The 26996-nt window shown below is 60.3% G+C and carries 19 protein-coding genes and 4 pseudogenes; 10 read left to right on the top strand and 13 right to left on the bottom strand.

Annotated elements, in window-relative coordinates:
* Positions 1 to 144 precede the first annotated feature (144 nt).
* The 6 genes from AC0L21_RS29965 to AC0L21_RS29940 all read right to left on the bottom strand — a co-directional run bounded on the left by AC0L21_RS29965 (position 145) and on the right by AC0L21_RS29940 (position 11387).
* Positions 145 to 4053, bottom strand: a complete 3909-nt coding sequence (locus tag AC0L21_RS29965; protein ID WP_473265227.1) for an RHS repeat protein — start codon at positions 4051 to 4053, stop codon at positions 145 to 147.
* A gap of 484 nt (positions 4054 to 4537) precedes the next feature.
* Positions 4538 to 5929 (bottom strand): hypothetical protein, encoded by a 1392-nt coding sequence (locus tag AC0L21_RS29960; protein ID WP_473265226.1) that lies wholly within the window; start codon positions 5927 to 5929, stop codon positions 4538 to 4540.
* Entirely contained in the window at positions 5926 to 7200 is a 1275-nt protein-coding gene (locus AC0L21_RS29955; protein ID WP_473265225.1) for a glycosyltransferase family 4 protein, read from the bottom strand. The genes AC0L21_RS29960 and AC0L21_RS29955 overlap by 4 nt, the downstream gene beginning before the upstream one ends.
* Before the next feature lie 30 nt (positions 7201 to 7230).
* Positions 7231 to 8565 (bottom strand): hypothetical protein, encoded by a 1335-nt coding sequence (locus tag AC0L21_RS29950; protein WP_473265224.1) that lies wholly within the window; start codon positions 8563 to 8565, stop codon positions 7231 to 7233.
* Entirely contained in the window at positions 8565 to 9704 is a 1140-nt protein-coding gene (locus tag AC0L21_RS29945; RefSeq protein WP_473265223.1) for a glycosyltransferase, read from the bottom strand. The genes AC0L21_RS29950 and AC0L21_RS29945 overlap by 1 nt, the downstream gene beginning before the upstream one ends.
* 264 nt (positions 9705 to 9968) lie before the next feature.
* Positions 9969 to 11387 carry a glycosyltransferase family 4 protein gene (locus AC0L21_RS29940; RefSeq protein ID WP_473265222.1) on the bottom strand — a complete coding sequence of 473 codons (1419 nt, stop codon included), beginning with the start codon at positions 11385 to 11387 and terminating at the stop codon, positions 9969 to 9971.
* On the opposite strand from AC0L21_RS29940, the pseudogene AC0L21_RS29935 reads away from it, so the two are divergent.
* Positions 11301 to 12126, top strand: a pseudogene (locus tag AC0L21_RS29935) (aldose 1-epimerase family protein). The gene AC0L21_RS29940 and the pseudogene AC0L21_RS29935 sit on opposite strands and share 87 nt — an antisense overlap.
* Before the next feature lie 31 nt (positions 12127 to 12157).
* Here the strand turns inward: AC0L21_RS29935 and AC0L21_RS29930 are convergent.
* The 3 genes from AC0L21_RS29930 to AC0L21_RS29920 are packed head-to-tail and all read right to left on the bottom strand — an operon-like array spanning position 12158 to position 12869.
* Entirely contained in the window at positions 12158 to 12454 is a 297-nt protein-coding gene (locus AC0L21_RS29930) for an MBL fold metallo-hydrolase (RefSeq protein WP_473265221.1), read from the bottom strand.
* Between the two features lie 17 nt (positions 12455 to 12471).
* A complete protein-coding gene (locus tag AC0L21_RS29925) occupies positions 12472 to 12699 on the bottom strand; it encodes a hypothetical protein (RefSeq protein WP_473265220.1) in 228 nt (75 codons plus the stop codon).
* Positions 12630 to 12869 carry an MBL fold metallo-hydrolase gene (locus tag AC0L21_RS29920; RefSeq protein WP_473265291.1) on the bottom strand — a complete coding sequence of 80 codons (240 nt, stop codon included), beginning with the start codon at positions 12867 to 12869 and terminating at the stop codon, positions 12630 to 12632. The genes AC0L21_RS29925 and AC0L21_RS29920 overlap by 70 nt, the downstream gene beginning before the upstream one ends.
* 408 nt (positions 12870 to 13277) lie before the next feature.
* Here AC0L21_RS29920 and AC0L21_RS29915 point away from each other — a divergent pair, with 408 nt between their 5' ends.
* A complete protein-coding gene (locus tag AC0L21_RS29915; protein WP_473265219.1) occupies positions 13278 to 13412 on the top strand; it encodes a hypothetical protein in 135 nt (44 codons plus the stop codon).
* Here AC0L21_RS29915 and AC0L21_RS29910 read toward each other — a convergent pair.
* Positions 13399 to 13770 (bottom strand): hypothetical protein, encoded by a 372-nt coding sequence (locus tag AC0L21_RS29910; RefSeq protein WP_473265218.1) that lies wholly within the window; start codon positions 13768 to 13770, stop codon positions 13399 to 13401. The genes AC0L21_RS29915 and AC0L21_RS29910 overlap by 14 nt on opposite strands.
* A gap of 669 nt (positions 13771 to 14439) precedes the next feature.
* Here AC0L21_RS29910 and AC0L21_RS29905 point away from each other — a divergent pair.
* The 5 genes and pseudogenes from AC0L21_RS29905 (at position 14440) to AC0L21_RS29885 (ending at position 20769) form a co-directional block, all read left to right on the top strand.
* Positions 14440 to 15255, top strand: a complete 816-nt coding sequence (locus AC0L21_RS29905; protein ID WP_473265217.1) for a response regulator — start codon at positions 14440 to 14442, stop codon at positions 15253 to 15255.
* A gap of 1446 nt (positions 15256 to 16701) precedes the next feature.
* Positions 16702 to 17200, top strand: a pseudogene (locus AC0L21_RS29900) (transposase); the annotation flags it as partial.
* Between the two features lie 210 nt (positions 17201 to 17410).
* Entirely contained in the window at positions 17411 to 18622 is a 1212-nt protein-coding gene (locus AC0L21_RS29895; RefSeq protein ID WP_473265216.1) for an NAD(P)-binding domain-containing protein, read from the top strand.
* Entirely contained in the window at positions 18619 to 19869 is a 1251-nt protein-coding gene (locus AC0L21_RS29890) for a hypothetical protein (protein WP_473265215.1), read from the top strand. Before AC0L21_RS29895 ends, AC0L21_RS29890 begins: the two co-directional genes overlap by 4 nt.
* Positions 19870 to 19947: 78 nt before the next feature.
* Positions 19948 to 20769, top strand: coding sequence for a thioesterase domain-containing protein (locus AC0L21_RS29885; RefSeq protein WP_473265214.1), 822 nt, complete (start codon positions 19948 to 19950; stop codon positions 20767 to 20769).
* A gap of 259 nt (positions 20770 to 21028) precedes the next feature.
* Here the strand turns inward: AC0L21_RS29885 and tnpC are convergent.
* A pseudogene (tnpC, locus tag AC0L21_RS29880) lies at positions 21029 to 21582 on the bottom strand (IS66 family transposase); the annotation flags it as partial.
* Between the two features lie 96 nt (positions 21583 to 21678).
* On the opposite strand from tnpC, the gene AC0L21_RS29875 reads away from it, so the two are divergent.
* On the top strand, positions 21679 to 22164 hold the full coding sequence (locus tag AC0L21_RS29875; RefSeq protein ID WP_473265213.1) for a hypothetical protein: 486 nt from the start codon (positions 21679 to 21681) through the stop codon (positions 22162 to 22164).
* A 121-nt stretch (positions 22165 to 22285) separates the two neighbouring features.
* Complete coding sequence (locus tag AC0L21_RS29870) at positions 22286 to 22678, top strand: transposase (RefSeq protein WP_473265212.1); 393 nt, start codon at positions 22286 to 22288, stop codon at positions 22676 to 22678.
* Here AC0L21_RS29870 and AC0L21_RS29865 read toward each other — a convergent pair.
* On the bottom strand, positions 22664 to 23731 hold the full coding sequence (locus AC0L21_RS29865; protein ID WP_473265211.1) for a right-handed parallel beta-helix repeat-containing protein: 1068 nt from the start codon (positions 23729 to 23731) through the stop codon (positions 22664 to 22666). The two genes, AC0L21_RS29870 and AC0L21_RS29865, sit on opposite strands and share 15 nt — an antisense overlap.
* A 424-nt stretch (positions 23732 to 24155) precedes the next feature.
* On the opposite strand from AC0L21_RS29865, the pseudogene AC0L21_RS29860 reads away from it, so the two are divergent.
* A pseudogene (locus AC0L21_RS29860) lies at positions 24156 to 25379 on the top strand (IS256 family transposase).
* A 67-nt stretch (positions 25380 to 25446) separates the two neighbouring features.
* Here the strand turns inward: AC0L21_RS29860 and AC0L21_RS29855 are convergent.
* On the bottom strand, positions 25447 to 26070 hold the full coding sequence (locus AC0L21_RS29855) for an IS5 family transposase (protein WP_473265210.1): 624 nt from the start codon (positions 26068 to 26070) through the stop codon (positions 25447 to 25449).
* Between the last annotated feature and the right edge of the window lie 926 nt (positions 26071 to 26996).

Here is a 26996-nt window from a genome sequence, read left to right as displayed (position 1 = left end):
CACCAACCGGTTTTTGGGGCTCTCAAAAAAATATATCCCCACCAAAAACCTCTTTTTTACACCCCCCCCCCCGCGCGGGGGGGGGCGTCTTTTTTCGGGGCCCCCCCCCCGCTCGACGTTGATGCAGCAATCAGTCCGCCCGGCTCAGACGAACACGAAGTCGTGGCTCGTCAGGCTGGAGACATAGACGTTCTTCAGCAGGATCGAATCACTGTCCGAAAACGTGATCAGTGCATTGGTGCCGGACTGCGTAATCTGCAGGTGACCGTAGTCCGCGGCCAGCAGCTTCGAGATCTGGACCACGTCGTGCGTCGTGCCGTCGCCGGCCTGGAAGTTGAGGATCTGGTCCTGGCCATGATCGTAGGCGATGGTGGTCGAGTTCGGCGCGGCCGAGAACACGTCGTTGCCGGCCCCGCCCTGGATCGTCACGCCGCCGGCGACAGCCGTGACATTGTGGGTGCCGTCGGCCTTGCTCTGATCGAAGAATTGCAGCGCGCTGGCGGAGTTGTAGTTCTCGTGCTGCGTCGTGCCGGTCTGCCCGTTGAAGTTGAACAGGAAGACGTCCTTGGAGCCGTCGGTGTTGTTGGCGATCTCCTGGGTCTTAATGCCGGCGCTGTTGTAGATGTCCGTCAGCTTGCTGCCGTCGTCGTGGATGACCTGGGTATAGTCCAGAGTCCCGTCGGCGTGGGTCCGGGTGAGCTCGACCATCTTGCCGGAGGGATCGAGGTGCTGATGCTGGGTCGTGTACGACTGCCCGGTGATGTTGTCGTTCCAGTTGTCGGACGTGCCGTCGGCGTTCTTGATGTAGGCAGCGCTTTTGACGCCGCCGCTATAGACGGTCGTGGAGCTGTAACCATCGCTCTTGGTCGTCACCTCGCTGGTGATGACGCCGTGGGCGTCGTACCAGTCGGAGGTCATGGTGCCGTCGGCGCTCTGCTTCAGCGTGAAGGCCAGGCTGTTGTCCGCGTGGGTACGAACGATATCGGTGAGGAAGCCGGTCGAATCGTAGCTGTCGTGCTCGTTCGTGTAGGTCTGGCCGGTGACGTTGAACTGAAAGACGTCCTTCGACCCGTCGGCGTGGTAGTCGGTTTCCGTCTTCTTGACGCCTGATGCATCGTAGTTGGTGACCACGCTGCTGCCGTCGCTATGGACGATCTGGGTATAGTCGAGCGAGTTGTCGGCATGCCAGCGGGTCACCTCGGTGGTCTGGCCGGATGGATCGAGGTGCTGGTACTGCGTGGTATAGCTCTGCCCGGTGATGTTGTAGCTGTAATTGTCGTGACTCATGTCGGCGTTGGTGATGTAAGCCGCCGTCTTGACGCCGTTGGTGTAGACCGTGGTCGCGTTGTAGCCGCTCGGCTTCTGGAGCACCTCGCTGGTGAGGACGCCGCTGGCGTCGTACCAGTCCGTGGTCTTGGTCCCATCGGCGCTCTGCAACAGCTTGAACGCCATGCTGCCGTCGGCGTGCTTGCGTATCAGCGTGGTGAGGAAGCCGGTCGCATCGTAGATGTCGTGCTCGGTCGTGTAGGTCTGGCCGGTGATGTTGAAGAGGAAGACGTCCTTGCTGCCGTCGGCATGGAAGTCGGTTTCCTTGGTCCGCGATCCCGCGGCATCATAATTGATGACGACGCTGCCGCCGTCGCGGTTGATGACCTGGGTATAGTCGAGCGTGCCGTCGGCATGTTTGCGGGTCACGGCGGTGACCTTGCCCGTGGGTTCGACGTGCTGGATCAGCGTGGTGTAGCTCTGGCCGGTGATGCCGTAGGCGGTATTGTCCTGGCTGCCGTCGGCATTCTTCACATAGGCGTTGGTCTTGACACCGTTGCTGTAGAGCGTGGTCGAGGAGAAGCCGTCGGCCTTCTGGACCACCTCGCTGGTGAGACTGCCGGCGGCATTGTACCAATCCGTCGTTTTGGTGCCGTCGGTCGTCTGCGTGAGCTTGAAGGCAAGGCTGCCGTCGCTGTGCAATCGCGTCAGGCTGGTGAGGAAACCGGTGGCGTTGTAGACGTCGTGCTCGGTCGCGTAGGTCTGGCCGGTGATGTTGTAGGTCCAGACATCCTTGCTGTGGTCGGCGTGATAGGCGGTCTCGACCAGCTTAACGCCGGTGGCGCTATAGGTGGTGATCACGCTGCTGCCGTCGGCGTTGTAGACCTGCGTCGAGTCCAGCGAGCCGTCGGCGTGGCTGCGGGTGACCGAGGTGACCTTTCCGGATGCATTGAGGTGCTGAACCTGGGTCGTGAAGCTCTTGCCAGTGATGCCGTAAGTATAGTTGTCCTGTGACCGGTCCGCGTTCTTGACGTAGGCGGCCATCTTTACGCCGTTCGTGTAGAGCGTCGTGGAGTAATAGCCGTCGGACTTCTGGACGACTTCGCTCAGCAGGGTTCCGGCGGTGTTGTAGGTGTCGGTGGTCCTGGTTGCGTCGGTGCCGACGTGAACGAATTTCGTCTTCACGCCGCCGGTGTAGCTGATCAGGTCCTTGGAACCGTCGGTGTAGGCGACGGTGGTCGAGGTCGGCTGTCCGCTCGAATTCAGGCCGGTGTCCGACTTCGACAGCTGCGTCCCGCTGGAATTGTAGGTCCTCGTGCTGCTCCAGGTCGCGGCCGTATTCGTCACCGAGAACGAATATCCCCCCTCGATCTTGGAGAGAGCGCCGCCGTAATGGGCGATCATGTAGTCCATGGTCGCCTTCGAGGCGACCGGCAGGACGTGCGAGTCGGTCAGCGCGATGGTCTTCAGCGCCGTCGACGTGCTGAGGTCGGACAATTGCGGCACGATCTCGGCAGCAGTGCCGCTGACGCTGGTCCGCGTGTCCGGCGGAGTCGTGGTGGTCGGAGGGGCGTCGATCTCGATGATCAGCGGGTGATCGCTGACCGGAATCGTGATCGTGCTGACGTCGGTATAGCTGGCGATCGCAGTGGTTCCCGTCAGCGTGTCGTACACCTTGACCGAATGATGCACGCCGCCGAGGTTCACGGTGACCGTCTGAGCCGGATTGGAGACCTCGGTATCGGTGGGATCGTTCCAGAGCTTCGGCTCCGCCCATACGACGAGCTCGTAAGCGCCGTTGCTCTTGCCGAGCACCATGCTGTTGCCGGTGGCCGGCATGTTGCTCAGGGTGTAGTTCAGTGGATCAGTCGGCTGCAGGCTCCCCTTGCCGTCGTCGGCCAGAATGGTCGTCAAATTGTGAATGGCCGTGGCGGCGAGCTTCGGCGTTCCGTCGGAATTGAACAGTCCGAAATTGGCCTCGGGGTTGGTATTGCCGGCGGAGGAGTCGCGGTCGAGCAGCTCGTAGAGATAAGTCGCGCTGACGCCAGCCTTGTAGGCATCGACCAGGGTGTTCAGGATCGATTTGGCCTGCACCGTCTCGTTGACGCCGAGATATTGGGTGTTGGCCTGCGTGGTGTAGCCGGTCTCGGTGATGACGACCGGTTTTCCCGGTGCCGCGGCCATCACGGCGCTCAGCGTGGCCGAAATCGAGCTGCCGGACGTCAGGCTGGTGCTGACATAGGCGTGGGCGTTGGCGTAGTCGACCGAGCCCGACATGTTGCCGAGCTGGCTGTAGCCCTGCGGATCGTTGTAGGCCAGTGACAGATTGTACACGGGGATGCTGCCGAGCGCGGCGTTGGCGTTGACGGCCTGATAGAGCGCGCTCTGGAACTGAGCCGCGGCGGTGAGACTCGAGCTGCCGTTGTAGCTGAAGGGCTGGTGATTGGCCTCGTTGAGCCCTTCGATGGCGCTGATGCTGCCCGGGTGGCTCGTAGCGAACTTCTGGAGCGAGGCGATGTAGTTCTGCAGCCCGGTTGTGCCGGTCTGGGGCAGGGCGGACGAGACCAGGAGATCGAACTTGTAGCCGGCAGCAGCCAGACCCTCGACGACGGGTTGCGCGGCCGGGCTGGTCCCCATGGCGTCGCGTAGATGGGTGACGCCTAGATACTTCAGGTCATCGACCATCAGCGCGAGATTGTTGTAGCCGGTCCAGCCGAATCCGGCGTGCGTGTTGACGCCGATGGAGTTGATGAAGCCGCTGGCGGACAGGATGGTTTGATCGGACATTGCACACTCGATTTCAGCGCGAGCGAAAATGCTCGCAGGGATTGCGTTCAAGCTTCTCTGTCGAGTATGAATTTCAGATAAAAATCGAAGCTACAAATCGCGAGGGAAACGAGGTTCCTTGTGCAGGAACAGAATCGATCTCTGTGCAGCAGAATATGAATGAGATGCCGAGGCAGGATGACGTGAGGAGGGCGCTTTCGTGATTTTCACCAATTGCGGTGCTGAATATATGCGCAACTCTCGCGAGTGAATTCGTACGACGGTGCGACGCGGCCCGCTCGTCCGCCGTTCGGAGTGTCTTTCGTTTCGTGCCTTCGGCAACTCATGCGTTTTCTTGCATGCGAAGTTCGCATATGCCGCTTCGATGAGCGGTTAGATGTTGTAATTTACTCGTTTTGGTTGTGGATGCCCAACGATGGTGCAGGTGCGTGTTGCTGAAGTTGATCCGCAACCCGACCTGCGTCGCAGACTTGGATGCGACGAACTAACCGCGGCGGGTCAGCAACAGAAAATCCCCGCGCCATCCGATGACCGCCGTCGCGGTCGCGGCGATCACGATCTTGCCGGCGAGCCATGTCGCGGGCCCGGTCGGCATCGCAGCGAGCGATCCGATCAGGATGGCGGCCGCAAGGGCCTGCATGACCAACGACAAGCGCGGGAGTGCCTCGAACCGCAGGGTCGGACCAAGCGCGACTAGGATCGTGGCGAGGCTAGCGAGCGCAGCGCAGCCGACGGCCTGCTGCGGCGACAGTCCGGCCCATACCGCCGCCAGCGCGACGGCCGCGACGATCGCGAGCTGACCGGCCGCGACGACCACAAGCCGGGTCGCGAGCTTCTCCAGGTGTGGAACCACTGCGACGGTCGCTTGGAGATGCGTGTGCAAGAAATAGAAGGCGGCCACCGCGGGTGCCGTCGCCAGGAACCCGTCAAGGCTCTCCCGCGGCACCAGGATACGGGCCGCATCCGGAATGAATCCGACCAGGCCGCCGAGCAGCACGAGGGTCGTGCAGATCATGAATTCGAACATCCGCCGGGCCGATTGAACCGACTTCATGACGGTCCCGTGTTCGAAGTCCTTGACGACATCGGGATAGCTCACGGTGTGGATCGCGGCGTTGAGGACCCAGAACGGACGTTGCAACAGGTCGAGCGCCATCGAAAATCCGGCACCTGCCCCCGTCGCGCCCAGCCGGCCGATGATGATGACACGGAGCAGCATCGGCACCGACAAATGGATGACGGAGGCGCCGGCCGCGAGCATGCCGTAGCCGGCGAAAGTCTTCCAGTCAGCCAGCATCGCCTGCAACGAGGCGCGCTCCAGCGGCGTGCGGTATGCGACGAGCCCGGCGACGAGGCCGAGCAAGTGGCCCGACGCAATCCCGAGCAGCGCGGCTTCAGCCGTCCCTGAAATCACGCCTCCCGCCGCAGCCCCCGCCAGAAGCGCGGTGGCACGCAGCGCAAGGAGGGAGGAGGCGACGCCGAGCCGGTCGGACAGACGGACCGACAGGAAGTAGAGATCCGCCAGGCCCTGAAGCACGGATATGCCCAGGCCCAACGCGATGATTCCTGCCGGGAGCGCGCTCGCCAGGGACGCGCAGCTTCCGACCACAACGAGCGCGGCCGCGCTCGACAGGCCCGCTGTAAACAGCGACCACCTCAGCCGCGCCGCCTCGTTCTCCCTGGCTGCCGCCAGAAACCGCAGTCCGGCCAGCTGCAGCCACTCGAACATCAGGATGCAGAGCAATTGGCTCGAGGCCAGCGCCAGCGAAAAGTTGGTGTAGTCGGCGGCGGGCAGCAGATGGCTGATCGCGAAGATCAGGATGATCGCCGCGGCGCTTTGATAGACATAGCCCGCCATCGCGAGGAGGCGTGTCATCTCGGAATGAGGCGCTCCTTGCCGACGGACCGCCCTTGTGGCGCGTCGGACGTTACAGCACGCACGCGCGACATTCGCTGCTCGCGCAGTTGCTCATACAAGCTCTTGTATGAAGACAGCACGTCGGAGAATATCCACTTGTTGGTATCGGCGATGAGCAGCCGGCTGATCTCGTCGATCTTGTGCGGATCTGCTGCGACCGCGAGCATGCTTTTGGCGAGGGATTGCGGATCGGCTTCGGTCAGCCAGCCGGTCACTCCGTGCTCGATGACCTCGGGCATGCCGCCGAAGCGCGTTCCCAGCAGCGGCCTGCCGGCCGCCTTGGCATCGGCGACGACGAGCGGGCCAGGGTCGTGCCAGATGGAGGGCGCGACCACCACGTCCACCTGCTTGTAGAATTCGTCCGGCACCACGAAGCCCATGAACTCGATGCGCGCGTTCGGCGCGAGCGCCCTGAGGCGCCGTTGCTCCTCGTCGCTGACGCGGCCGGCGATCATCATGCGGATGCGGTCCCGGGGCAGCATGGCCAGCGCCCGCATCAAATTGTCGATGCCCTTTTCCTCCGTGAGGCGGCCGATGAATCCGAACGTCACCTCCGTGGTGCAGACCGGACGCGGATAGGGCTCGCGCGGCGGCTCGGTCGAGGCGTTGCGGATCACGGTGCGGATCGGCGTCTCCGAGAACATGCCCATGTCGGTATGAATCGACAGGACGCGCTCGCTCACGCCGACCACGGCACTGAGCCAATGCGTGGCCCGCTTGCGATGAAAGCTCAGGATTCCGCAGCTCGTGCAGGTGTGCTCGCAGGACCGTCCGTTCTCGAAGCGCGAGCAGCGCGGACAGGTCAGGTAATAGTCGTGAAGCGTGTGGAGCACGGGAACCCCGAGCTGGGCGGCAACGCGCCAGACCGCGGTGGTGAGACCCGACAGATTGTTGGAGTGCAGCACGTCCGGCTTGAAGGCCCGGATGCGTTCCGCGATCAGGGGGGCCTGCATCTGCCAGTCGTCGACCGCGTGCCAGATGCTGCGCAATGCGACGTTTTTCTGCTCCGTGAAGGGCAGGTACACGTTCCGCACCGGCGCGGAATGGACGTTGATGCCGTCGCAGTTTTCCGGAGCTTGCCCGGGCGTGGATGCGGCCCGGATCACTTCCACCTCGTCACCGCGCTGCACCAGCCCTTCGGCGAAGCGTCGGGCGAAGATCTCGGCGCCGCCGACGATCTTTGGGGCCTGAGGCGTCGGATAAAGCGTGGACGTCAAAAGAACTTTCATCGCGTCAACCTCATGTCTGCAAAATCGCGTCTACCGCGCCGGCCTTATCTCCAGGGCGGGAACGGCACTGTCATTGGCTGCAATCAGGACCGGTGTGCTCGAGACGGGGATCCAGACCCCGGATGCAGGCTTTGCCGCCTGATCGCACGGCATCGCAAAGCTTGCGCCCTGTTGATCGCCCTTGAGCCGGATTTCGTAACGCCGGTCCGGGGCCTCGGACCAGACTGCAATTCTGCTGCCGGAATTCGTCGATGCATTGATCGACACGACGCCATTGGCGAGTTCGCGTCGCTCGGCACTCAGGGTGAGGCGAATGAAAGCCCAGGCCCCCTCGACCGCGCAGGCGACGGGCTTGGGCGAATTGTCGAAACGATAGAGTCCGAAATTATCCTCCAGCTCCGACGGGTTCTTTCCACTGTCCTTGAGCTCGTAGAGCCACATGCCCTTGAACCAGCGCGTCGCGGTGGACGCCCACAGGATCAGCTGCGCGGTATTGTCGGCCTGGGCCTGCTCGCTGACGCCGCATTTGTTGCTGGCCGTGGTCCAGCCCGTCTCCGTGACATAGATCGGGAAGTCGGGGTTTCCGCTGACCTGGGCGACGAGACGGTGAAACGCCGTGAGCCGGTCGATGATCTCGGCCGAGGTGCGTTTGCTCGGGCCCATGCAGAAATTGTAGAGATGGATCGAAGCGCCGTCGGCATATTGAAGGATGCCGGTCCGCAGCATCTTCTCCGTCCATGTCCAGCCCGGATCGTCGCCGAGCGCTCCGACCAGGAAAGGTGCATTCGGTGCAACCCGCTTCACCGCCGGTCGCGCGACTTGCGCGAGCGCCAGGTAGTTCTCCGGCGAGAACGCCGGATCCTTCTTCGCCGCCAGATTCCATTCGTTCCAGAGCTCGAAGACCGGGTGCTGCGCCACGACCGATTGCGCCGCCGCCGCGGCATAGTCTGCGAACCGCTGCCGCGCTTCATCGGTGGTCGGCGGCGAGGAATTCGGAACCAGATGATGACCGAAGGCCAGGATCAGGAGGGGGCGCGCGACGCCGGACCTGACCTGCGCTTCGAGCCTGCCGAGCCTGGGCGTGAAGCCCATCCGGCGTCCCCCGACCTCGAAATCGGACCAGGGAAAATCATCGCGGAAGGCATTGAGGCCGAGTTGCTTGATCTGCGCGACGTTCTCCGAAGGCACGTATCCGCGCGCGCTCACCGGGCCACCCAGCCCCTGATGGGTGCCGACCCCCAGCAGGAATCGGGCATCGAGCGGTTGAGCCTGCTGTGCGCAGGCAGAGACCGGTAGAAAAATGGATGCGATGAGGCCCGCGAGGCGCAGGCCGCCGCGAACCAAGGTGCGTGGGAGCGGAGCCATCAGAAATTCTTGGAGAGGTCCGATTGCAGCCCCGCCTTCGCGTCGACCGGTGCCCGATCGTCCTGCAGGAGCTCGGCATAGACCTGCTGCAATTGCCCATGCGTCTTCTGGGCGTCGTAAAACTGCTTGAACCGGTCGTAGCCGCGCTGTCCCAGCACCTTAAGATCGAGATCGAGTGCTCGGCGGAAGCCTTCGACGAGCGGCTGGACCGCAACGGGCTCGCAAAGCACGCCGGTCACGCCATCGACGACGATCTCGGGCAATGCTCCGCTGCGGAATGCCAAGATGGGTTTGGCCGCGCGCATCGCCTCGAGCGCAACGAGGCCGAAGGCTTCCCATCGTGACGGGATCACGACGAGGTCGGCGGCCTCGAGCTGGGTCTCGATGGTCGGCCGGTCGAGCCAGCCCAGCAGGGACACGTTGGACGGGACGCTCGGGCCTTCGTATTTGTTGACGACGGAGGCGCCGATCATGCGGATATCAAGCACATCCTCGAGCGAGCGTGCCGCTTCGATCAGGAGGTCGAAGCCCTTCTGGCGGTCCAGGCGTCCGATGAACAGGACCTTGACCTTCTTGGACGTCCAGTCGGCCGCGACAGGCTGCGGTGTGCGGCTCTTCGAGATGCCATTGTGCACGAGGGTGAGGCGCTCGGCGGGAATCCCGGCGCGGACGGCTTCGTTGAACTCGTCGCCGGAGATGCAGATGATTCGGTCCGACGTGCGCGCAAGGAGGTTCTCCGCCGCCTTCGTCACGAGATGACTGAGGCGGCCGGTCTCGCGTGAAAACGCCCAGCCGTGCGGGCAATAGACGACGCGCGGACCGTCCGAGCGGGCCGCCAGCGCCGGGCGCAGCACGAGGCCGGCAAACGAGGAATGCAGGTGGACGACGTCCGGACGGAAGGCATCCAGCGCTTGCATGCTTGCGCGCAACATCTGGAACAGTCCGGCAACGCCGCGGCCGGAGCGTTCGAACGTCGTAATCTGGTTGTCATCGATCGCTGGAAGATCGCGACGATGATCCGACGGCACGACGTAATGCACGTTCCCGGTGCCGAAGCTCGCCTGTTGCTGTGGGTGCAACTCGTTCAGGTAGCTCGCAATCCCGCCACGGATCGTCTCGGCGATGTGCAACACTTTCATCGTTTGCCTTCCGTAGGACCGCGTTAGAGAGCCGGACATCGTGAGTCCCTGCTCCGAGTTCGCTAGTGCGAAACACAGTTCCTCGAATCCGTAGCGATATTGGGGCAGCGATGTGGTGATGTTGCGCCAAGCTCTTTGCGCGCACGATTGTCACTCGAAGAACAGAAAGGTTTGGCGGAACCATGCGCATGTGCGCGCGTTCCAGCCAGTTGCAAATTGTTTGTGCGAAAACCGATGCGCGCAATGAGCGAACTGCATCGAACTTCAAGCAGCGCTGGCAATGTTTGCCGGTGGTGCAAGATGATCGAGTAACGACTTCGCCGACTTCTGCCACGAAAAGAACGCAACGCGTTCCTGCTGCCGCTGGCGTTCCTGATCGGAGATGGCGCCGATTGCCAATCTTTCGAGCATGAGTTGCTTCAATGCTTCGGCATCATTGGCGTCAAAATACGCAGCCGCGTCGGCGCACGTCTCAACGACCGCTTCGGCTGTCGAGGCGATGACCGGGCAACCGAAGATCATGGCTTCGAGCGGTGGCACGCCGAAGCCTTCATAGAGCGACGGAAATACGAATGCCGATGCATGCGCGTAGAGCGCTGCGATCTCGCTGTCCGTCAGACGCCCGGCCAGCAACAGGCCGGAAACCCGGTCGTTCGAATTGTCTTGGAAGACCTTGCTGTTGTCGCCGCCGACGATGACCAGTGGAACGTCAGTCCTGTCGAGCAGCTCGATGGCCCGGATCGCGACGGAAAGATTCTTGTTCTTGGTCCTGGAGCCGACATAGAGGAAAAATTGCTGCGGCTGAATCCCGAGACGGGCAATGATGTCGGGATCCGGCTTTGTCCTGGCGAAGTGTTCCGCGCTATTGGGAAAGACCGGCATCGCGGTTGCCGACAGATTCAGCACCTCGGCAAGCTCTTTGCGCGAAAAGCCCGATACGGTTGCGATGCTTGCGTGCCGGGCGAGCAGCCGGCCCATGGTTCGATGAACCGCCAGATAGCGCCAGTTGAAGAAGTCGGGCCTGCGAAAGACTTGTGCGTCGTGGATCACGACAAGGTGGTCGCGATGGAACACCGGGCCGGAATTGGCGAGACTGATCAAGCGGCCTCCGGCAGCGGCGCGCGCCAGGTCGATTTGATCCCAGGCGTGCCCGCGCAAGCGGCCGACGGCGCGAATCTTGATTTGCTCCAGCTGAAGCTGCTCGCTTGCATCCACGGGCGTCAGCAACTGCCACTCTGCGTTCCGCAGCGAGGCGGGCGTTTGCTCCGACGCCAAGAGCACGTCGATCGCCTTGACGATCTCGGCGGCATAACGCTGAACGCCGGTGAGCTTTTGCGACAAAAAGCGGCCGTTGATGAAGAATTTCAATTGGCTACCATGCTGGTTGATCGGCGCCCGGGCCGACTTGCGGCAAGCAGGCGGGGGATGAGCCGCAAAGGAGCAACCGTTAGGTACAGAAATATGACCAACCGCTGCACGGCGGAGACGCTCCGCCTGCATGGCTGAGGCTGCCTTGCTGCGTGAGAGGTCGCAGTGTGGATGACGGCCCTGAGTGACGATACCCACTCCCTTCGCAGCGGCTCCCTCACCGCGACCATCAAAGCGCGCGGCGCCGAGCTGTGCTCGTTGAAGGACGATTTCACCGAATTCGTCTGGCAGGCCGGCCTGGAATGGCCGCGCCACGCGCCGTTGCTGTTTCCGATCGTGGGGTCTTGCCGGGGACGAATTGCGGCACCGGGGCAAGACATACGGGATGACCCAGCACGGCTTTGCGCGCGACCGCCGCTTTGCATGGGAGAAGCGCGGCCAGAGCCGCTGCACGCTGGTGCTCGAAGACAGCGAGGCGACCCGCGCGCTCTATCCGTTCGCGTTCCATCTGACAGCGATCTTTGCGCTCGACGCCGCCGGCCTCGCTCTGACGCTCACGATCGTCAACACCGGCAAGGAGACATTGCCGGCTTCGATCGGCAGCCATCCGGCCTTCAACTGGCCGCTCCAATCCGAAAGTGCGAAAGGGGATAACGCGCTGACCTTTGCGAAAACGGAATCCTTTCGCGTCCGCCGTCTTGATGGCGGGCTGCTGCGTGCGTCCACGGAGCCTGGTCCGGTCAAGGGTACGCAGCTCGCCGAGTCCGAATCCCTGTTCGCCGATGACGCCATCATCTTCGATTGGATCGAGAGCGACGCGGTCCGCTATGCTGCGTCCAGCGGCGCCTGGCCGAAGATGTCATGGCGCGGCTTTCGCGAGCTCGGCGTCTGGTTGAAACCATCGGGTGCACCGTTTCTCTGCATCGAGCCCTGGCGCGGCTATGCCAGTCCCGTCGGCTTCGATGGTGAGTTCGCGGACAAGCCTGGCCTGATGCGTATCGCGCGGGGTGCGGAAGAGCGACTGTCGTTCCGGATCGAGGTCGGATCGTCCTGAGTCGTAGGGCAATTTATCGTTAGTCTAGCGCCTAGACTTCTATGCGCGTGAGATCCTCGCCGAGCACGACCGGCCCCGCATAATCCTGCCTGATATCCGCAAGCAGCGCGTTCAGCATGGCATCGTCGGCGCCCGGCCGGTGATGGGTCAGTGCGAGCTTCTTGACGCCGGCCGTGGCCGCAACCTTGCCGACGGTGTCGCCGCAGGCGATGGTGAATTTCGCAAGACGGCGGAGGTGCTCGTTGTTGATCTCCGGCGTTGCGAGGAAACAGCACTGGACGAGCAAATCGGCCGCCTCAGCCAGCCGCTCAAGCCCGGGGCAGGGCACCGTGTCGCCCGAAATTGCTATGGCCCATGCGACACAAGCTCGGCGCTGATCTTCCAGCGCCCGGTGTCGAGAACGGGCCCCGGGATGATGTCCGTCGCGACGACGGGTTTCCAGCGGCCGAAGGCTGGCTCGCCCTTGTCCCGCCAGGTGATGTCCTTGTCGTAGACCTGCGTGATCAGCGTGTTGACGAGCCGCTGGGTATCCGGTGGCCCATAGATGCGCAGCTCGCCGTTGCGTCCGTGCATCCATGAATTACGTAGAGGTCGCCGATGTGGTCGAAATGGTGGTGCGTAAGAAGAACCGTGTCGATGGCGCCAAGCGGAACGCCGGCCTTGCTGAGCTGCACCATCACGCCGCGGCCTGCGTCGAACAGGATGTTCTCGTCGCCGAGCCTGATCAGCGTGGTCGTTGCCATGCGGCGCGGGTCCGGGCGCGGACCGCCGGTGCCGAGCAGTATGACCTCCATGGTGTCCACTCCAAGTGAGGAGTCTCCACAGTAAAGTTTAAGGCGGTAATGAAGCAAGCCGTATCGGGGCAGAAGGTAACGAAGCGGGGACGTTCAGCGCATGCCGGCCGCGGTGGCGGCGATGGTGGGCCGGAGGGTCGACCGGTCCGATCCCGCGGATGTCAGGCGGTGCGCCAGGTCCTGTGCGCGCCGTTCGACCAGATGCCATGTTGCGCGTGCGACGAGATAGCTCAGCGCAGCAGTGACGACAAAGGCGATGAGCGGTGAGACCAGTCCATCGGCGAGCGGCCAGAGCTGACGCAGGCCTTAGATCACAGCGAAGAGGGATAGGTACGAATAGGAATTACGGCCGAGCGCTTGGAGCGGCTGAAAGCGGATTGCAAGCTTGATGAAACCGGCAACCAGCGCGCCGAGGTTGATCATCAGATAGTTGAATTCGTGCGAGCCGGTGACGCGGTTGGCGACAAAGGCAGCGCGATCAAGACCGCATAGACCGCAGCGACTTGGCAAATGCGTCGCGCAGCGAGAAGAACAGCGCGCATCCGACGAGGAAGACCGGCAACTGGCTCAGAAAGCTGATGTGCAGCGTGGTCCAGACGAATGCCTCGTGGCCGGGCCCGTAATGGGCGGAGAACAGCGCGAAGGCCCACGGCTTCAACAGGCAGTCGTTGACGAGATGCAGCGCGATCGCGAGCGCAACATACAGATGGCGGCGCGAGCCTAACGCGGTGACCAGAAGCGGGAAGACGAGATAGAAGGTCATCTCGGCTGCGATCGACCAGTCGCCGGGCACGACGCTGTTGACGCTGTCTGGCCAGAAGCCGCGCAGGAACGTCGCGGTCAGGATCACTTGAACGGGCCCGATACCGTTGGGCGCATTGTCGCTCCGTCCGGTGCCGTTGATGACGAGGTAGACCGGGATCGCGAGCTAGAACAGTGGCGCGATGCGCAAGGCACGGCGGATATAGAATTTGCGCGTCGGACTGGTTTCGACACGCTGCGAACATCGTCATGGCTGACGAAGTAGAATACATTGACGCCGGTCCAGCCGCACATGAACGCGTAGTCGACGGCGTGGATATTCGACGGAAATGATTGCGAGACGTGGATGGCCGTCGCGCCGGCGATGGCGAGGCCGCGCAGGACATCGAGTGTGTGCGAACGGCCGAACGGCGCTGCGCCTTGCTCTCTTCGACCGGCAGCCAACCGGGCCTGCCCCCCTGCATCACGCCTGCTCCGTGTTTCGCATTGTGCAGGCGGGACCATAGAGGCGCGGATCGACTTTCCGGAGCCGAAGGCTTTTTTGCGTTAACCGCCGGTAGAGTCTAAAGCCGAATGTGCGGGAGCGGCGGCCACGGGCCGACGCAAAGCCTTCTGCAGGGCCGTCCCGCATTATGATGCGCACAATGAGAATTGTGGGCCAATTTATATTTAGTCCCTCGAGAACATGACCAATGTTGTTTGCGCATCACAACGCGCCTAATATTCCACCAGGCAATTTCGGGGGCTCGAACAAGTCGTGAATGTCCGTTCACATGACAGCGCGTCGCGCAGTGTTTTGGATTTCGGGGTCGGATCCCAGGCACATAGGACACCCAAGACCGTGGCTGATTCCGCACTCAAGGAGTTGCGTCCCGCCGGCCGCGAGCGACTGATCGTCCTCGAGGACGATCCGGTGACGCGGACTATGCTGGTCGGCTATTTCAGCGAGAACAATTTCGACGTGATCGGCGCCAGCTCCTGCGCAGAGTGCCGCCAGGCATTGCGCGCGCGCACCGATCTCATCTTCCTCGACGTGCAACTGCCCGACGGTGACGGCTTCGAGCTCGCCAAGGAGATCCAGGCCACTAGCAACGCGGGCATCATCTTCGTGACGCGCCGCGACACCGACGTCGATCGCATCCTCGGTCTCGAGATCGCCGGCGACCACTACGTCACCAAGCCGATCAATCTGCGCGATCTGCTCGCGCGCGCTCGCAGCGTGCTGCGGCGGCGCTCGCTCGACCGCAAGGCGGCGCGCAACCACAATTCGATCGCCTTCGGCGACTGGATCGCCGACCTGACCCGGCGCGAATTGCTCGGCAGCGACGGCAAGCCGGTGGCGCTGACGCGCGCCGAATTCGACCTGCTCGCGGCGCTGGTCGGCGCCAACGGACGGCCGCTCAGCCGCGACTATCTGATCGAGGTCGTCAGCAACCGTCAGGCCGAGGTCGACATCCGCACCGTCGATGCGCTAGTGGCACGGCTGTGCCGCAAGCTCGTCGGCAGCGGCACGCCCGTGATCGCGACCGTCACCGGCGTCGGCCACAAGCTCGCGCTCAGCGAGCGGCTTTAGGCAATGAGTCTGGCCGGATAGTGCCGTGGCGCCGTCCGGGTCAGCCCGCTGAAGCCGACGACGAGCCGGAAGGCGATGAAGGCGGACAGGCCACGGCGGTGACCGCGAAGATTTCGATCAAAACTCTCAAAAAAACTTGCATGGCCTTATTCGAGTGCAGGATCGGGCAATGTCTGTTGATCCAATGATCAAGTGTCCGGGCAGCGATGGTGTCTCGACCGGCTTCGAAGGATTCATCAGACCTCGCGCTGCCCGTCTGATGGCGAACGATTGCTTCAGAGCGATGCCTCGTTTCCATTTGGCCTCGATGCGCGCTTTGATGAGGCTGATCCGGCTCTCATGCGCGGTCCAATACGCCCGGCTTGGTGCTGCCATGCCCTGACGGTGGCGCGCATATGCGTCCTTTGACCATACCGTTGCGTATTGAATGCATGTCGATTTCGTCGCCAGTGCCGTCGGCACGACTATCGGCGTGGGCGGTGAAACCGAAACCGCGGCAGCCTTGGTTGGCGCTGCCGTGTGCATAGCGAGAAGGCGATCGCGCAGACATGGTCTCCTTGCCATGGTCGCCCGGCATTCATCGGGACGCGGCTGAGGTCTCTGCCAGCCAGATGTCAAGCACGGGTCAGATAAAGTACCCTCTAGCGGATGTTGACATCGGGCTCCGCGAGCTCGGCGGTTTTGCCACGGAAGCCGAGCCTCGCGGCGGTTTCCGGCCGCACCTGCCTGAGGCCGATTTCGCCGACTCTGCCGATCGTAGCCGGTTGTAGCCGCTCTCGACGAACACGACGGCCTCTGCGACGTCGGTAGGCAGATCGGTCCTGGGGGTTTCCCGTTCAATGATCTTCCGGATCGCGGCCCGAGATGTCGCCTTTCTCCGGCGCCGGGGGCCTGCATTGCCGGCGGCGGTCACCTAGGTCGTGTTCGGCTCGCTCGGGTCGGCCTCTATCGCATACGCGTCGATGCCAGTCCCAGCACGAGTTCTTGCCGCCCGGCGTGCAACACCACATAGCCAACGTGTCCGACACTTTTGCCCGTGACCATGTCTTCGCCCGGCCACGAGCGCTATTTCGAGGAACTTCCCGAGACGGTGGCACGAGGCGGTGCGGATCCAATGACAATCGCTGAATTGCGGGGTCGCTATGACACAGATCAGTTATCGTCGCTCAAAAAAAAGGCGCAAAAGCGTCTTAGCAGGATCGTGATCAGATGTTGTGAAGGAGGCCACAGCGGCTTCGGCCGAACCGTATCTCGGCCGCGCTCCACCGCAGGCGTGTTTTAGCAGGGAATGGGCCTGAGGCCTGCCAACGGGCTAGACCGGCTAGTTCTCTCGCGGCGATAGTCTGCAAAGACGACCCTGCAGTATCCGGAAAGCAGCCCATGATCACCGAACCTTTGGCTTCGATCGGCACGGCGGGCCAGCGCTGGGGGCGCATCATAGAAAAGCTTGCGACTGCGCACGATGCCGCCTGTCCAAATGATCGACACTTCTCGATTGTCCGCGTGCATCAGCATGGAGCCTGCATGACCAGGAGCCAGCACCAATCGATAGAAGGCCACGCGGCGGCTTGACGAGCAAAATTCTCGCGGTTGGCAATAGCAATGGTCTCCCGGTGCGGTTGACGTTAAGCGTCGGCGAGACCCACGACGCTAAACTTGCCGGAAAACTTCTTTCTCGTCTGAATTCCGCTTCGATACTGCTTGCCGGCCGTGGCTATCACGCCGACTGGATCAGAGAGATTGCCATGAAAAAGGAGCGGGGCCCAACATCCCGCCAAAAGCGATCGCAGCGATCCGATCTGCTTCAGCTACCGCGTCCGCAGCCGTCGTGGAGCGCTTCTTCAACAAGATCAACAATGCCGTCCGTGGCGATGCGTTACGACGGGTTAGCCGCCAACTACCTCGTTTTGTTCAACGTACGTCAATCAGGCTGTGGTTGCCTTGAGTCCGCGTCTAGCAATGAGTCACCAGCGTATCATAACTGTAAGCCGCGCCAGGCGATATGTTGAAAACAAATTGAGGACTTCCTTCAGACTACATTTTTGCAATTTATCGATCGGAACAACATTTTCCAGCATCTAGCTATGGATTTATATAATAAATCTGTTTAAATAAACTTCCTAATTAAATCCTTTTCCTCTCTGGTAGCAATTTTATGGACACTCAGATTGCCGTTTTAGGTGCCGGTCCTTACGGCCTAGCCCTCGGAGCACATCTCCGAGCGAGTAACCACGATTTTCGAATTTTTGGACGACCAATGGATCTCTGGCAAAACCACATGCCGGAAGGCATGTTACTGAAATCCGACGGCTTTGCCTCAAACCTCTACGATCCCGATGTTCGCTTTCCGCTTGCACGGTACTGTCAGGAGAACTCGATAGCTTACGGCGATGACCGCATTCCTGTTCGTCTCGATACGTTTGTGAATTATGGTCTCGCATTTGCGGAGCGCTTTGTCCCAAATCTGGAGAAGTCCCTGGTTAGGTCATTGGGGCGATCTGACGATGGATTTCTTCTGGAACTCGACAATGGCGAACCGGTGCGGGCTCGCAGGGTCGTAGTCGCCACCGGCGTTCAGCACTTTCGGCACATACCGAAACAACTTCTCTCTCTCCCACCTGAGTGCTATTCGCATAGCTATGATCACCACGATCTCACCGCTCTGTTGGGCCGCCGTGTAGTAGTTCTGGGCGGCGGGGCTTCCGCGATTGATCTCGCCGCTTTGCTCAGGAGCCGCGGTTGCGACGTCCAGATTATATGCCGACGAGATCAATTGAAATTTTCTGATCCGCCAACACCTCATAGAACGTTGTGGCAACGCGTCAGGCATCCAAGCTCGGGCTTAGGGCCAGGTCTGAAGTCTCGATTCTGTACCGATGCCCCGCTCCTCTTCCACAGTCTGCCCCAAAAGCTCAGGCATTCGTTTGTTCGCAATCACCTTGGCCCTCATGCGGGATGGCCTATGAAAAAACTCGTCATCGGCCGGGTACCAGTGCTGAGCGGCCAGGAACTTCTCTCCGCTGCATTCGAAGACCAGTCGGTGAGCTTGAAGTTGCGCGATCGATCCAATGATACGACAACACAGTTGCGGGCCGACCACGTAGTTGCAGCAACCGGCTATCGAATAGATTTCAGACGACTTGATTACTTGGATCAATCGTTGGCTGCCAGGCTAGAGCACGTCGACTACTCGCCAGTCTTAACGCGCCGTTTCGAGTCGTCGATCAAAGGGCTTTTTTTCACAGGGCCGATCGCAGCCAACAGCTTTGGACCATTGATGCGCTTCGCCCTTGGGGCAAAGTTCTCCTGCCAGCGCCTGATCCCAGTTCTTAGCCGATCATCCAGCGCTGTGAAGCTGAGTGCGTGAGGATAGCTTCTGTTCAGGGCAAGCAACTCGTGGGCAGTACAAAACCAAAAATTCTACTGGCTACAGCTTATTGTTGGCCAACAACGACTCGACTGGCTTTGGCGTTGTCGGACGCTGGCGGCGTTGTGGACGGACTTTGTCCCCGCGGTCACTCGCTTGCGCGGGTCGAATTCGTCTCCAGGATCCACCGCCACAATGCCTTGAACCCATTGAATGGCTTCCGCGAAGCAATCATGGCGTCAAAGCCAGATATCGTCATTCCGGCTGATGATACCGCTGCTGCACAACTTCACCAGCTTTGCCTACAGCAAAGTAGCAATCGTGATGACGACGAACTAAGGCTGTTGATTGCACGATCTTTAGGAGAGCCGGCGAACTTCCCTATATTCTTTTCACGTGCGGGAGTCGCCTCAGTGGCAAACGAGACTGGCGTGCGCACTCCGAAGACGGTGAACGTTGCGAGCCGAAACGAGCTCAATGACCAGTTAAAGTATATCGGTCTGCCCGCCGTACTGAAGACTGACGGAAGCTTCGGCGGACTTGGCGTTGCTATTGCGCGAACGAGATTAGACGCGGACGGCGCGTTTGTCAGGCTCAATGCCTATAACGGCATACTGCGCGCGCTCAAGCGTCTGCTCATCGACAATGATCCAAATCTCTTTGTCCCGTTTTTGCGTCGGAACCGACCGCAATTGAGCGTTCAAATGTACGTTGAGGGCAAGCGGGTGAATTCGGCGGCCGCGTGCTGGAGGGGTGCCGTTCTCTCTCAAACCTGCGTGGAAGTTATCTGCTCGAAGGATAACACGGGGCCCGCCACCGTAGTCCGCGCGATATCACACGCTGGGATGTCGGAGGCTGTCGAACGGATGGTAGGCGCATTGGGCGTTTCCGGACTATGCGGGTTCGATTTCATTTTGGACTCTTCGGATCAGGTACATTTGATTGATTTTAATCCGAGAGCGACCCAGACGTGCCATCTCTCCGTCCATGACGGCGCCGCGCCTGTAAGCGCCCTTGTGGCGAGATTGAAAGGACTACCATTGTCCACAGGTCATGAGCTGTCGCTCGGAGAGCATCCAATCGTACTTTTTCCCCACTTCGCTGATCTCGAGTTAAAAGGCTTGAATATTGACCAGTCGTCAAATTTGCCGGAACTTTTGAAAATCGCACATGATTATCAACGGGAACAACGTGGTCTGCTTCACAAGATGTTTCGATTTGCGCGGAGTAAACGATCAATAGAGTAGTAGCCATGGATGCTCGTTCGCTTGCGCCGGCGTACGGTAAAAGGAGAGCCGGTAAAATGCGGCTACATCGGAACTTCAATGAATATCATCAGTGACGAGGGCGACCTGCTGATGGAGTTGAAGAGGGGAGCCACGCGTGAGGCGCCACTCTTCCTCTTTTCTGGCGGGGATGGCGATCCGCTGGGTTTGTCGCAACTGGCCACGCGTATTCGAAGCGGGAGGCCAGTGATTGGGGTGGATTTCTGCAGGCCCGACTCGCAGGGCCGACTCCCTTTGACGATGCAGGATATGGCTATACGAGCGCACGCGGCCATCCGCAAAGTGCAGCCCCTCGGCCCGTACTACCTTGTGGGTTACTCGTTTGGCGGATTGGTCGCTTTTGAGGTCGCCCGATTATTCAAGGATGCAAACGACAGCACGGCATTACTTGGTCTGATCGACACATTTTTCGACCAGCGTTCTTGGCCGAAGCGAATTTTCCTCAGATCGCAGCTAAAACTGATCTGCCGGTATCTTGCAAGTATGCATCAGTTGCCGCTTGGGGAAATAGTTCAGGTGCTGACAAATCGTTCTTGGGGCCTTCTGCGTCGCTTATTGAGCCGGCAGACAGGACTATCACTGAAGTTACCGGGTTCGTCGCCAATGACGCGTGAGCAACATTGTAAACAAGTAATGAGTCAATTTGAACCAAGATACTATGCTGGGAAGATTATCTGCTTCGATGCTGAAAATCACGACGACTATGGCTGCAGCCCAATAGAACTCTGGCGTCCAATGGTCGAAGACGCGGAACATGCTACTTTCGCCGGCACCCACGTTGGCCTTGTCAATAGTCACGCATCTCTTAACGATGTTGCTGCTGTCATCGATGCAAGCATCAACAGGCAATCGATTGCTTAGTCACGGCGATTGCGCGTTACCTGCGTGCAACGGGGTACGAACCGACCGTCATCATGCTTGCCGATTGGGGGAGCAAGCCATCTCACGCTCAAAGCCCGACGGAAGTGCGGTCCCATAGGAGGCGTTCCTCATCACTGAATGTGCTGCGCGCGTCAGCGCCGGATGTGCTCGTGAACCTTAAGACGAAGCCACAGTTAGAATCTGTGTATGCATCCGGCGAAGGCCCCGGGGAGGGCGCTTTCGGGAAGGCTGATTGTGCTCAAGCTGCGTGGCCGACGCTTTGAGGCTGCCAATCCCAGGGCAGCAGTTCGTCAATGCGCTTGGCAGAGTGATCCGGTAGGCGCGCCAGCACGTTGGCAAGCCAAGCCTGCGGGTCGACGTCGTTGAGCTTTGCGGTGGCGATGAGGCCGTAGACCGCAGCAGCACGCTGGCCGCCCTCATCGGACCCGGCGAGGTCCAATTTTTTCGTCCGATGGCGACCGCCCGTAGCTCACGGTCAGCAGCATTGTTCGACATGCAAAGCCGTCCGTCATCAAGGAAGCGGCTAAATGCGTCCCAGCGGCTGAGGCAGTAATTGATTGCCTTGGTCGTGTCGTTGTTCCTGGAGAGCTGGGCGCGCTGCTCGTGCAACCACACCTCCAACTCGCCGATCAGGGGGCGACTACGCTCCTGGCGAACACGCAGACGCTCTTGCGCAGGAAGTCCGTTGATCTCGCGCTCGATGGCGAAGAGGACATCGACGCGCTTGACCGCCTCGGCCGCGATTGGCGCCTTGCTGAGCCGTGCCAGATCGAAGAACTTGCGTCTGCCGTGATCCCGATGAAGCCGCCCTCGAGATCAAATATCGCAAGCTTCGCGTCCTGCTGCCGCTCGGAAAGCAGAAGCGCTATCCCGCGCTGACCTTTGACGGTGATCCATGCCGAAGAGCGCATGACGCCGAGGAATAGAAAGAAAATCGAGTGGAAGCTGATCACAAATCTGCCTGTTAGCTCCCGCACCGACGGCATTGAGAAGCTCGAATGGTATGCTTTGAGATGGAAGATCGAGGTGTTCCACAAGATCCTCAAATCAGGCTGCAAAGCTGAGGAGTCAAAGCTCGGGACCGCCCAGCGTCTGACCAATCTGATCTCGCTCTTTTGCATCCTGAGTTGGCGGGTCTTTTGGATGACGATGCTCAACCGATCGGCTCCAGACGCACCGCCAACCCTCGCGTTGACCGCGACGGAAATCGGCGTGCTCGATCGCCTCGTGAACGGCAGACCAAAAGCAAGACGGAAAACGCTGTCGCACTATCTGATTAAGGTCGCCCGGCTCGGCGGTTATCTCGCCCGCGCCAGCGATCCGCCACCTGGCAATACCGTCATGTGGCGCGGGCTGTCATGTCTCACGACATAGCGCTAGGTGTCATGGTCGGAGGAGAATTTGTGGGTAATTGAAAGCCGGTGAGGGCCGCCTTTCCGGATCGTGCTCAAGCATGAGATGCTTTGCTCATTAATTTGCAAACAAATGAGCAAACGTGACAGCGATAACGGTTCTATCCGGTCCGGAACGACTGCGGTGGACCGCTGCCGAGAAGCTTCGGATCGTGGAGGAGAGTCTGGCGGCTGGGGCCAGTGTCGTCGAGGTTGCCCGGCGACATGATGTTCACCGCAATCTGGTCGCGGCCTCGCGGCGGCAGGCGCGCACAGGCGTCCTCGGCTTCGCGTCTGGTCTGATGCAGCGGCCGGATGACGAAGTCGGTTTTGCGGCCGTCTCCATTGCGTCCGACCGGCAGCCGTCGACGGCGCCCTCCGGGTCCTGCGGTACGATCGAGGTTGAGTTCGCAGCCGGTGCTCGCCGATGCAGACGAGCCCCGGCACTAAGGCAGCCTTCGAAGCGAATGCAGGGACCTATGTCAGTGCAATGGTGAACCGGCGCGAATGCCGACGTCACGTCCATCGGATGCTGCGCCTTTACCGGGCGAACCGTCCGCGAGTGCGTAGTCTGAGTAAGTCTTCGGATTGGCGCCGCCGACGAAAGTAGGGCTGCCAAGAAAATCACCCGCTCGCGCGCTCCGCCGCACCATATTATGATCGCGACGAAAGGTGCTCGACCCGTTGCCGATTGAGACCTCCGTAGCAATGTTGTCGTAAATTTGCGTATTTACGCCGACCGGATCGGTTTGCTTTCGCGAGAGTTCTATGAAGCCGCACGGTATGTTGTAGAAGCAGGGTGGTCCAGGGTGATAGACGATTGTATTATGCCGTATAATCGAACCGTTATCCGAATACAGTTCAATACCCCAGTTACGGCCGAAAACGTCAACAACATTATCCTCGATCAGATTTCCGCTCGTGCGATCGTAGGCTCCCATTACCTGGGTCGGGCCGACGAACGTTTGCTTAAAGAGGTTTCCTCGGACGATGGCATTTCCACCACCGTACCATTGAATCATATCGGTATGATTTCCGGAGTCGTCCTCGTCTATGTTTAGGAAGGTATTGTTCAGAACACTGACCGTCGCGTAGGTGGCAATGCGGACACCGTCGGATCCGCCGCTTTCGAAATGGGAGTTCTTGATGGTGACGGGTCCCTCCGCATAAAATCTGGCCGCCGTTGAGTAGCCGCTGATATTATTGTGCGTATTGCCATCAAATATAATGCCCGCGCCGCTACTTGTTATGGCGATTTCGCTCGTAAACTGCGAGTTGCTGATGGTAATATATGCGGCAGTTCCGGAAACGGCTCCGCCCATTCCAGTCATGCCTTCAAGCGTAAAGCCACGAGCGCCCGAACCAAAACTAATTCGCATCGTCGGTGTAACTCCTAAAGCGGCGCGTACCGTGATTTCTTTATTGGTGCCGCTCCATGTGCCGTAGTCTCCAGGGCCAAGGCAAATTGTCTGTCCTGCGGTCGCGGAGGAAAGGGCGGACAAAAAAGTAGACGGTATTGCGTTACTATCGCAGGCTGTTGCTTGAGCCATTGTCGGCGTCTCAGATCCCAAGAAAGAGAGGAGGGCTATAAGACCTATTCTTCCAGAATGTTGCGGCGAAACGAATTTGCTCAAAGGCATCCCGGATCCTTTTCCCGACGTGGGCAGGCGAATACTACGGCTCTTTCTCAAGCATGGATACAGATGATGCACTTACGCGAAAATCGTAGGATGAGAAAGAGGAAGTTGGCAAGACGGGTTTAAATGCGCCTGCCCGTTGTAGTTGCTGATCGCGTTAGTGCCGTGCGAATTACCAAAATGGGCAAAGATTATGGTCAAGCGGCGGGTCGTGTCTCCCGAGGTGGTTTAGTTCAGTAGACCAAAGCGGCCCGGATGCGCGCCTCCAATAGCGCTTTAGACGGCGGGCGGCTTTGCGGTGATCACCGGCAGCTCTCCGGCAGGATCGGTTTGCGACATGCCAACGCACCGAGGGACCACCGATGACCGGCGATATGATAACCTAGGCTCGCTCCTAGAGAAGACCCGGACGCCGATGCATTGCGCGAGAGGATCGGCTTTGCCGCGCAGCGCCGGATAGAGCTGGAAGTCGAAGGCCGGACCAGGGCCACCTAAGGCGAGAAGAACGCCTAATGCCTGGCGCAGCGCAACGGTTACCGCGATCGGATCTGAGACCCGCGCCGGCGGGGTCGAGCTGCGCATTCCCAAGCTCGCAGATGTTGCTCCTTCCCAGGTTTCCTTGAGCCGCGCCGTATGGCCGATAAGGCGCTCCCCGCCGTGGCGCAGGAGGCTTATGTGTAATGCGTCTCGACCGTTCAGTGGCCGATCTGGTGCAGGCCATGGGCATGACTGGCATCTCCAAGAGCCAGGTCAGCCGGCTCTGTAGCGAAATCGATGACAAAGTGAAGACCTTCCTCGCCGTCCGAGCGAAGGTGAGTGGCCGGATCTGTGGATCGAACCGACCTATGCGAAGGCGCGCTCAGAATGGCAGCATCGTATTTGTCACGGTGATCGTCACAGTCGCGTCACAGCGACGGCCGGAGCCAATTGATCGGGATGGACATCGGTCCCTCCGAGGCCGAGATATTCTGGACGGCGGTGCTGCGCAAGATCGCCTGCCACGGCCTGCGCGGCGTCAAGCTGGTGTGTCTGACGCCCACGAAGGCATCAAGGCCACGTGGCCAAGGTGCTTAACGTCAGTTGGCAGCGCTGCCGCGTTGACTTCATGCGCAACGCGCTGGCGCATGCCGGCAAGAGTGGCCGCCGAGTCGTCTCCGCCTTCATTGACGCTGCCTTCCATCCTGATCGCCGCGCGACACACCGCCGTCCCCCAGGAAATGCCGAGGCTGCAAGAAGCCAATCGCGAAAGCTCGCAGATCAGCCCGCCCCAAGCTGTCGAAGTTGGCTTGCTTCCTCGACAAGGCCGAGACCGACGTGCTCGCCTACATGACGTTCCCGCCGCAGCATCCAACCAAACTGCACTCCACCTCGATGGAACGCTTCAAGCGGCGGACCGAAATGGTCGACCTCTCTCCGAGGAGGATGCCATCGTCCGCATCATCGAATCGAGCTCGAACAGAACGATGAGTGGGAAATCGAGCGGCCCATCACACGACGCTGGAAACTTATCACGCCATTGAGCGATGATCCGACCGTCAACCTTCAGGCTATCGGCAGCTGACCTGCCCGGCTCTCGCTGGAGAACGCGGTGACCCACCGCCAAAAACCACGCTAGGACCGATCGACATTCATTGCATCCAGATCATTGCGGCTGCAAGATGGATAAAGCCGGTAAGGTTGGCAGTTCGCCTGTCATAACGGATTGCGAAGCGTCGGAAGTGTTTGAGCTGGCAAAAGCAGCGCTCGATGCGGTTGCGCTGTTTGTAGGCGTCGGCGTCGTGCGGAATGATGATCCTGCGGATGCGGTTTGATGGAATCACCGCCGTTGCGCCGCTTTCCGCGATGATCGTACGCACGGCGTTGCTGTCATAAGCTTTGTCGGCGAGCACTGCATCGCCGCTCTGGCCATTGAGCAGGGCGGGCGCCTGGGTGATGTCATTGACCTGCCCACGGTGATGTTGAAGCAGAGTGGACGGCCGAGCGCATCGGCCAGCATGTGAATCTTGGTGGTCGGTCCGCCTCGGGAACGCCCCAGCGCCTGATCTTTGACCCCACTTTTCCGCTCGCCGCCCGCTGGTGGGGCGAACATTGGTGCTGTCGTTCATCAGATACTGGTCGTCGCGATCGGCGGCCAGAGCAGCGAACACGCGCTCCCAGACCCCAGCATGGTACCAACGGCTGAAGCGCTGATGCACCGTTTTCCACTTACCGTACCGCTCCGGCAGGTCGCACCAGTGTGCGCCCGACCGCAAACCGCACAGGCATCCGTTGACGACAGACGATTATCCGCAGCCGTACGTCCCGGGTCGCTGGCTTTCCCTAACAGCAGCGGCGAGATCCTCGCCCATTGCGCCTCGGTCAGCTCGTATGGCTTCGCCGCCGTCATCCGCTCCGTGTCCAAACACGGAACTCTATGAATCAGCGATCAAGCCACTTGGGAACCGAATGTCGATCGGTCCTAGGGGGACACGATCAAGCTGCGTTCGAGGGGCGCTGTAACCGGACAAGTGGAAGACAGGGCAGAAACGCAGCGGCTTAAGAGTTTGTAAAGCGGCGATACCGCCGCTGAAGTTCTTCCTGCTCGTTCAGCCTCTCGCTGCCAAGAATAGATGGAACCAATTCGTCTTTGATAACGCGCTCCATCACAAGTCGCACAAGCCTGGTCCGCGAGACGCAGCGGCGGTTCGCGGCCTCTTGAAGATACTCAGTTTCCAGCGGTATTACGATGTTCTTTATCGGCATCGAATAGAATCCCCTAACCGGTTTCTTCTTCTTCTTGAGTCGTCTCGAAGTTTGTTGAGAATTGGTTCTGGCTGCGACCTTGGTTGCCTAACGTTGGGCAATTTAAGGTCCGTCGCCCGAGTTTTAATATTAAATGAAAAGTCGACGCAAATAATCAGTGGCTGAATAGGCTTCTACGATGCTCTAGCAGACGCCGGTGCCTTGAGCGACTTTCGCCCGCTCTCGTTCTTGGGCTTACGAGCACGTGCCAGATAGCGAGCGTTTGCCATGCGTCGATGAGCCGGTCTTTGTCGTATGCGTACGTTGCTCGCGTCGGCGTGTCTCCCGCTGCGCGCCGATCGGCCTTGTCCTAAATCCCATGAACCTCCTCCGAATGAGTGGACACCTGTAGTAGGCTCGTTGAGCCCGGAGGTGTCGAATGGAACGTCAACGTCGG

Source organism: Bradyrhizobium sp. WSM4873 (assembly GCF_055811355.1).
Note: the sequence above shows the minus strand (reverse complement) of the source record. Positions and strands in the feature narration are given on the sequence as shown.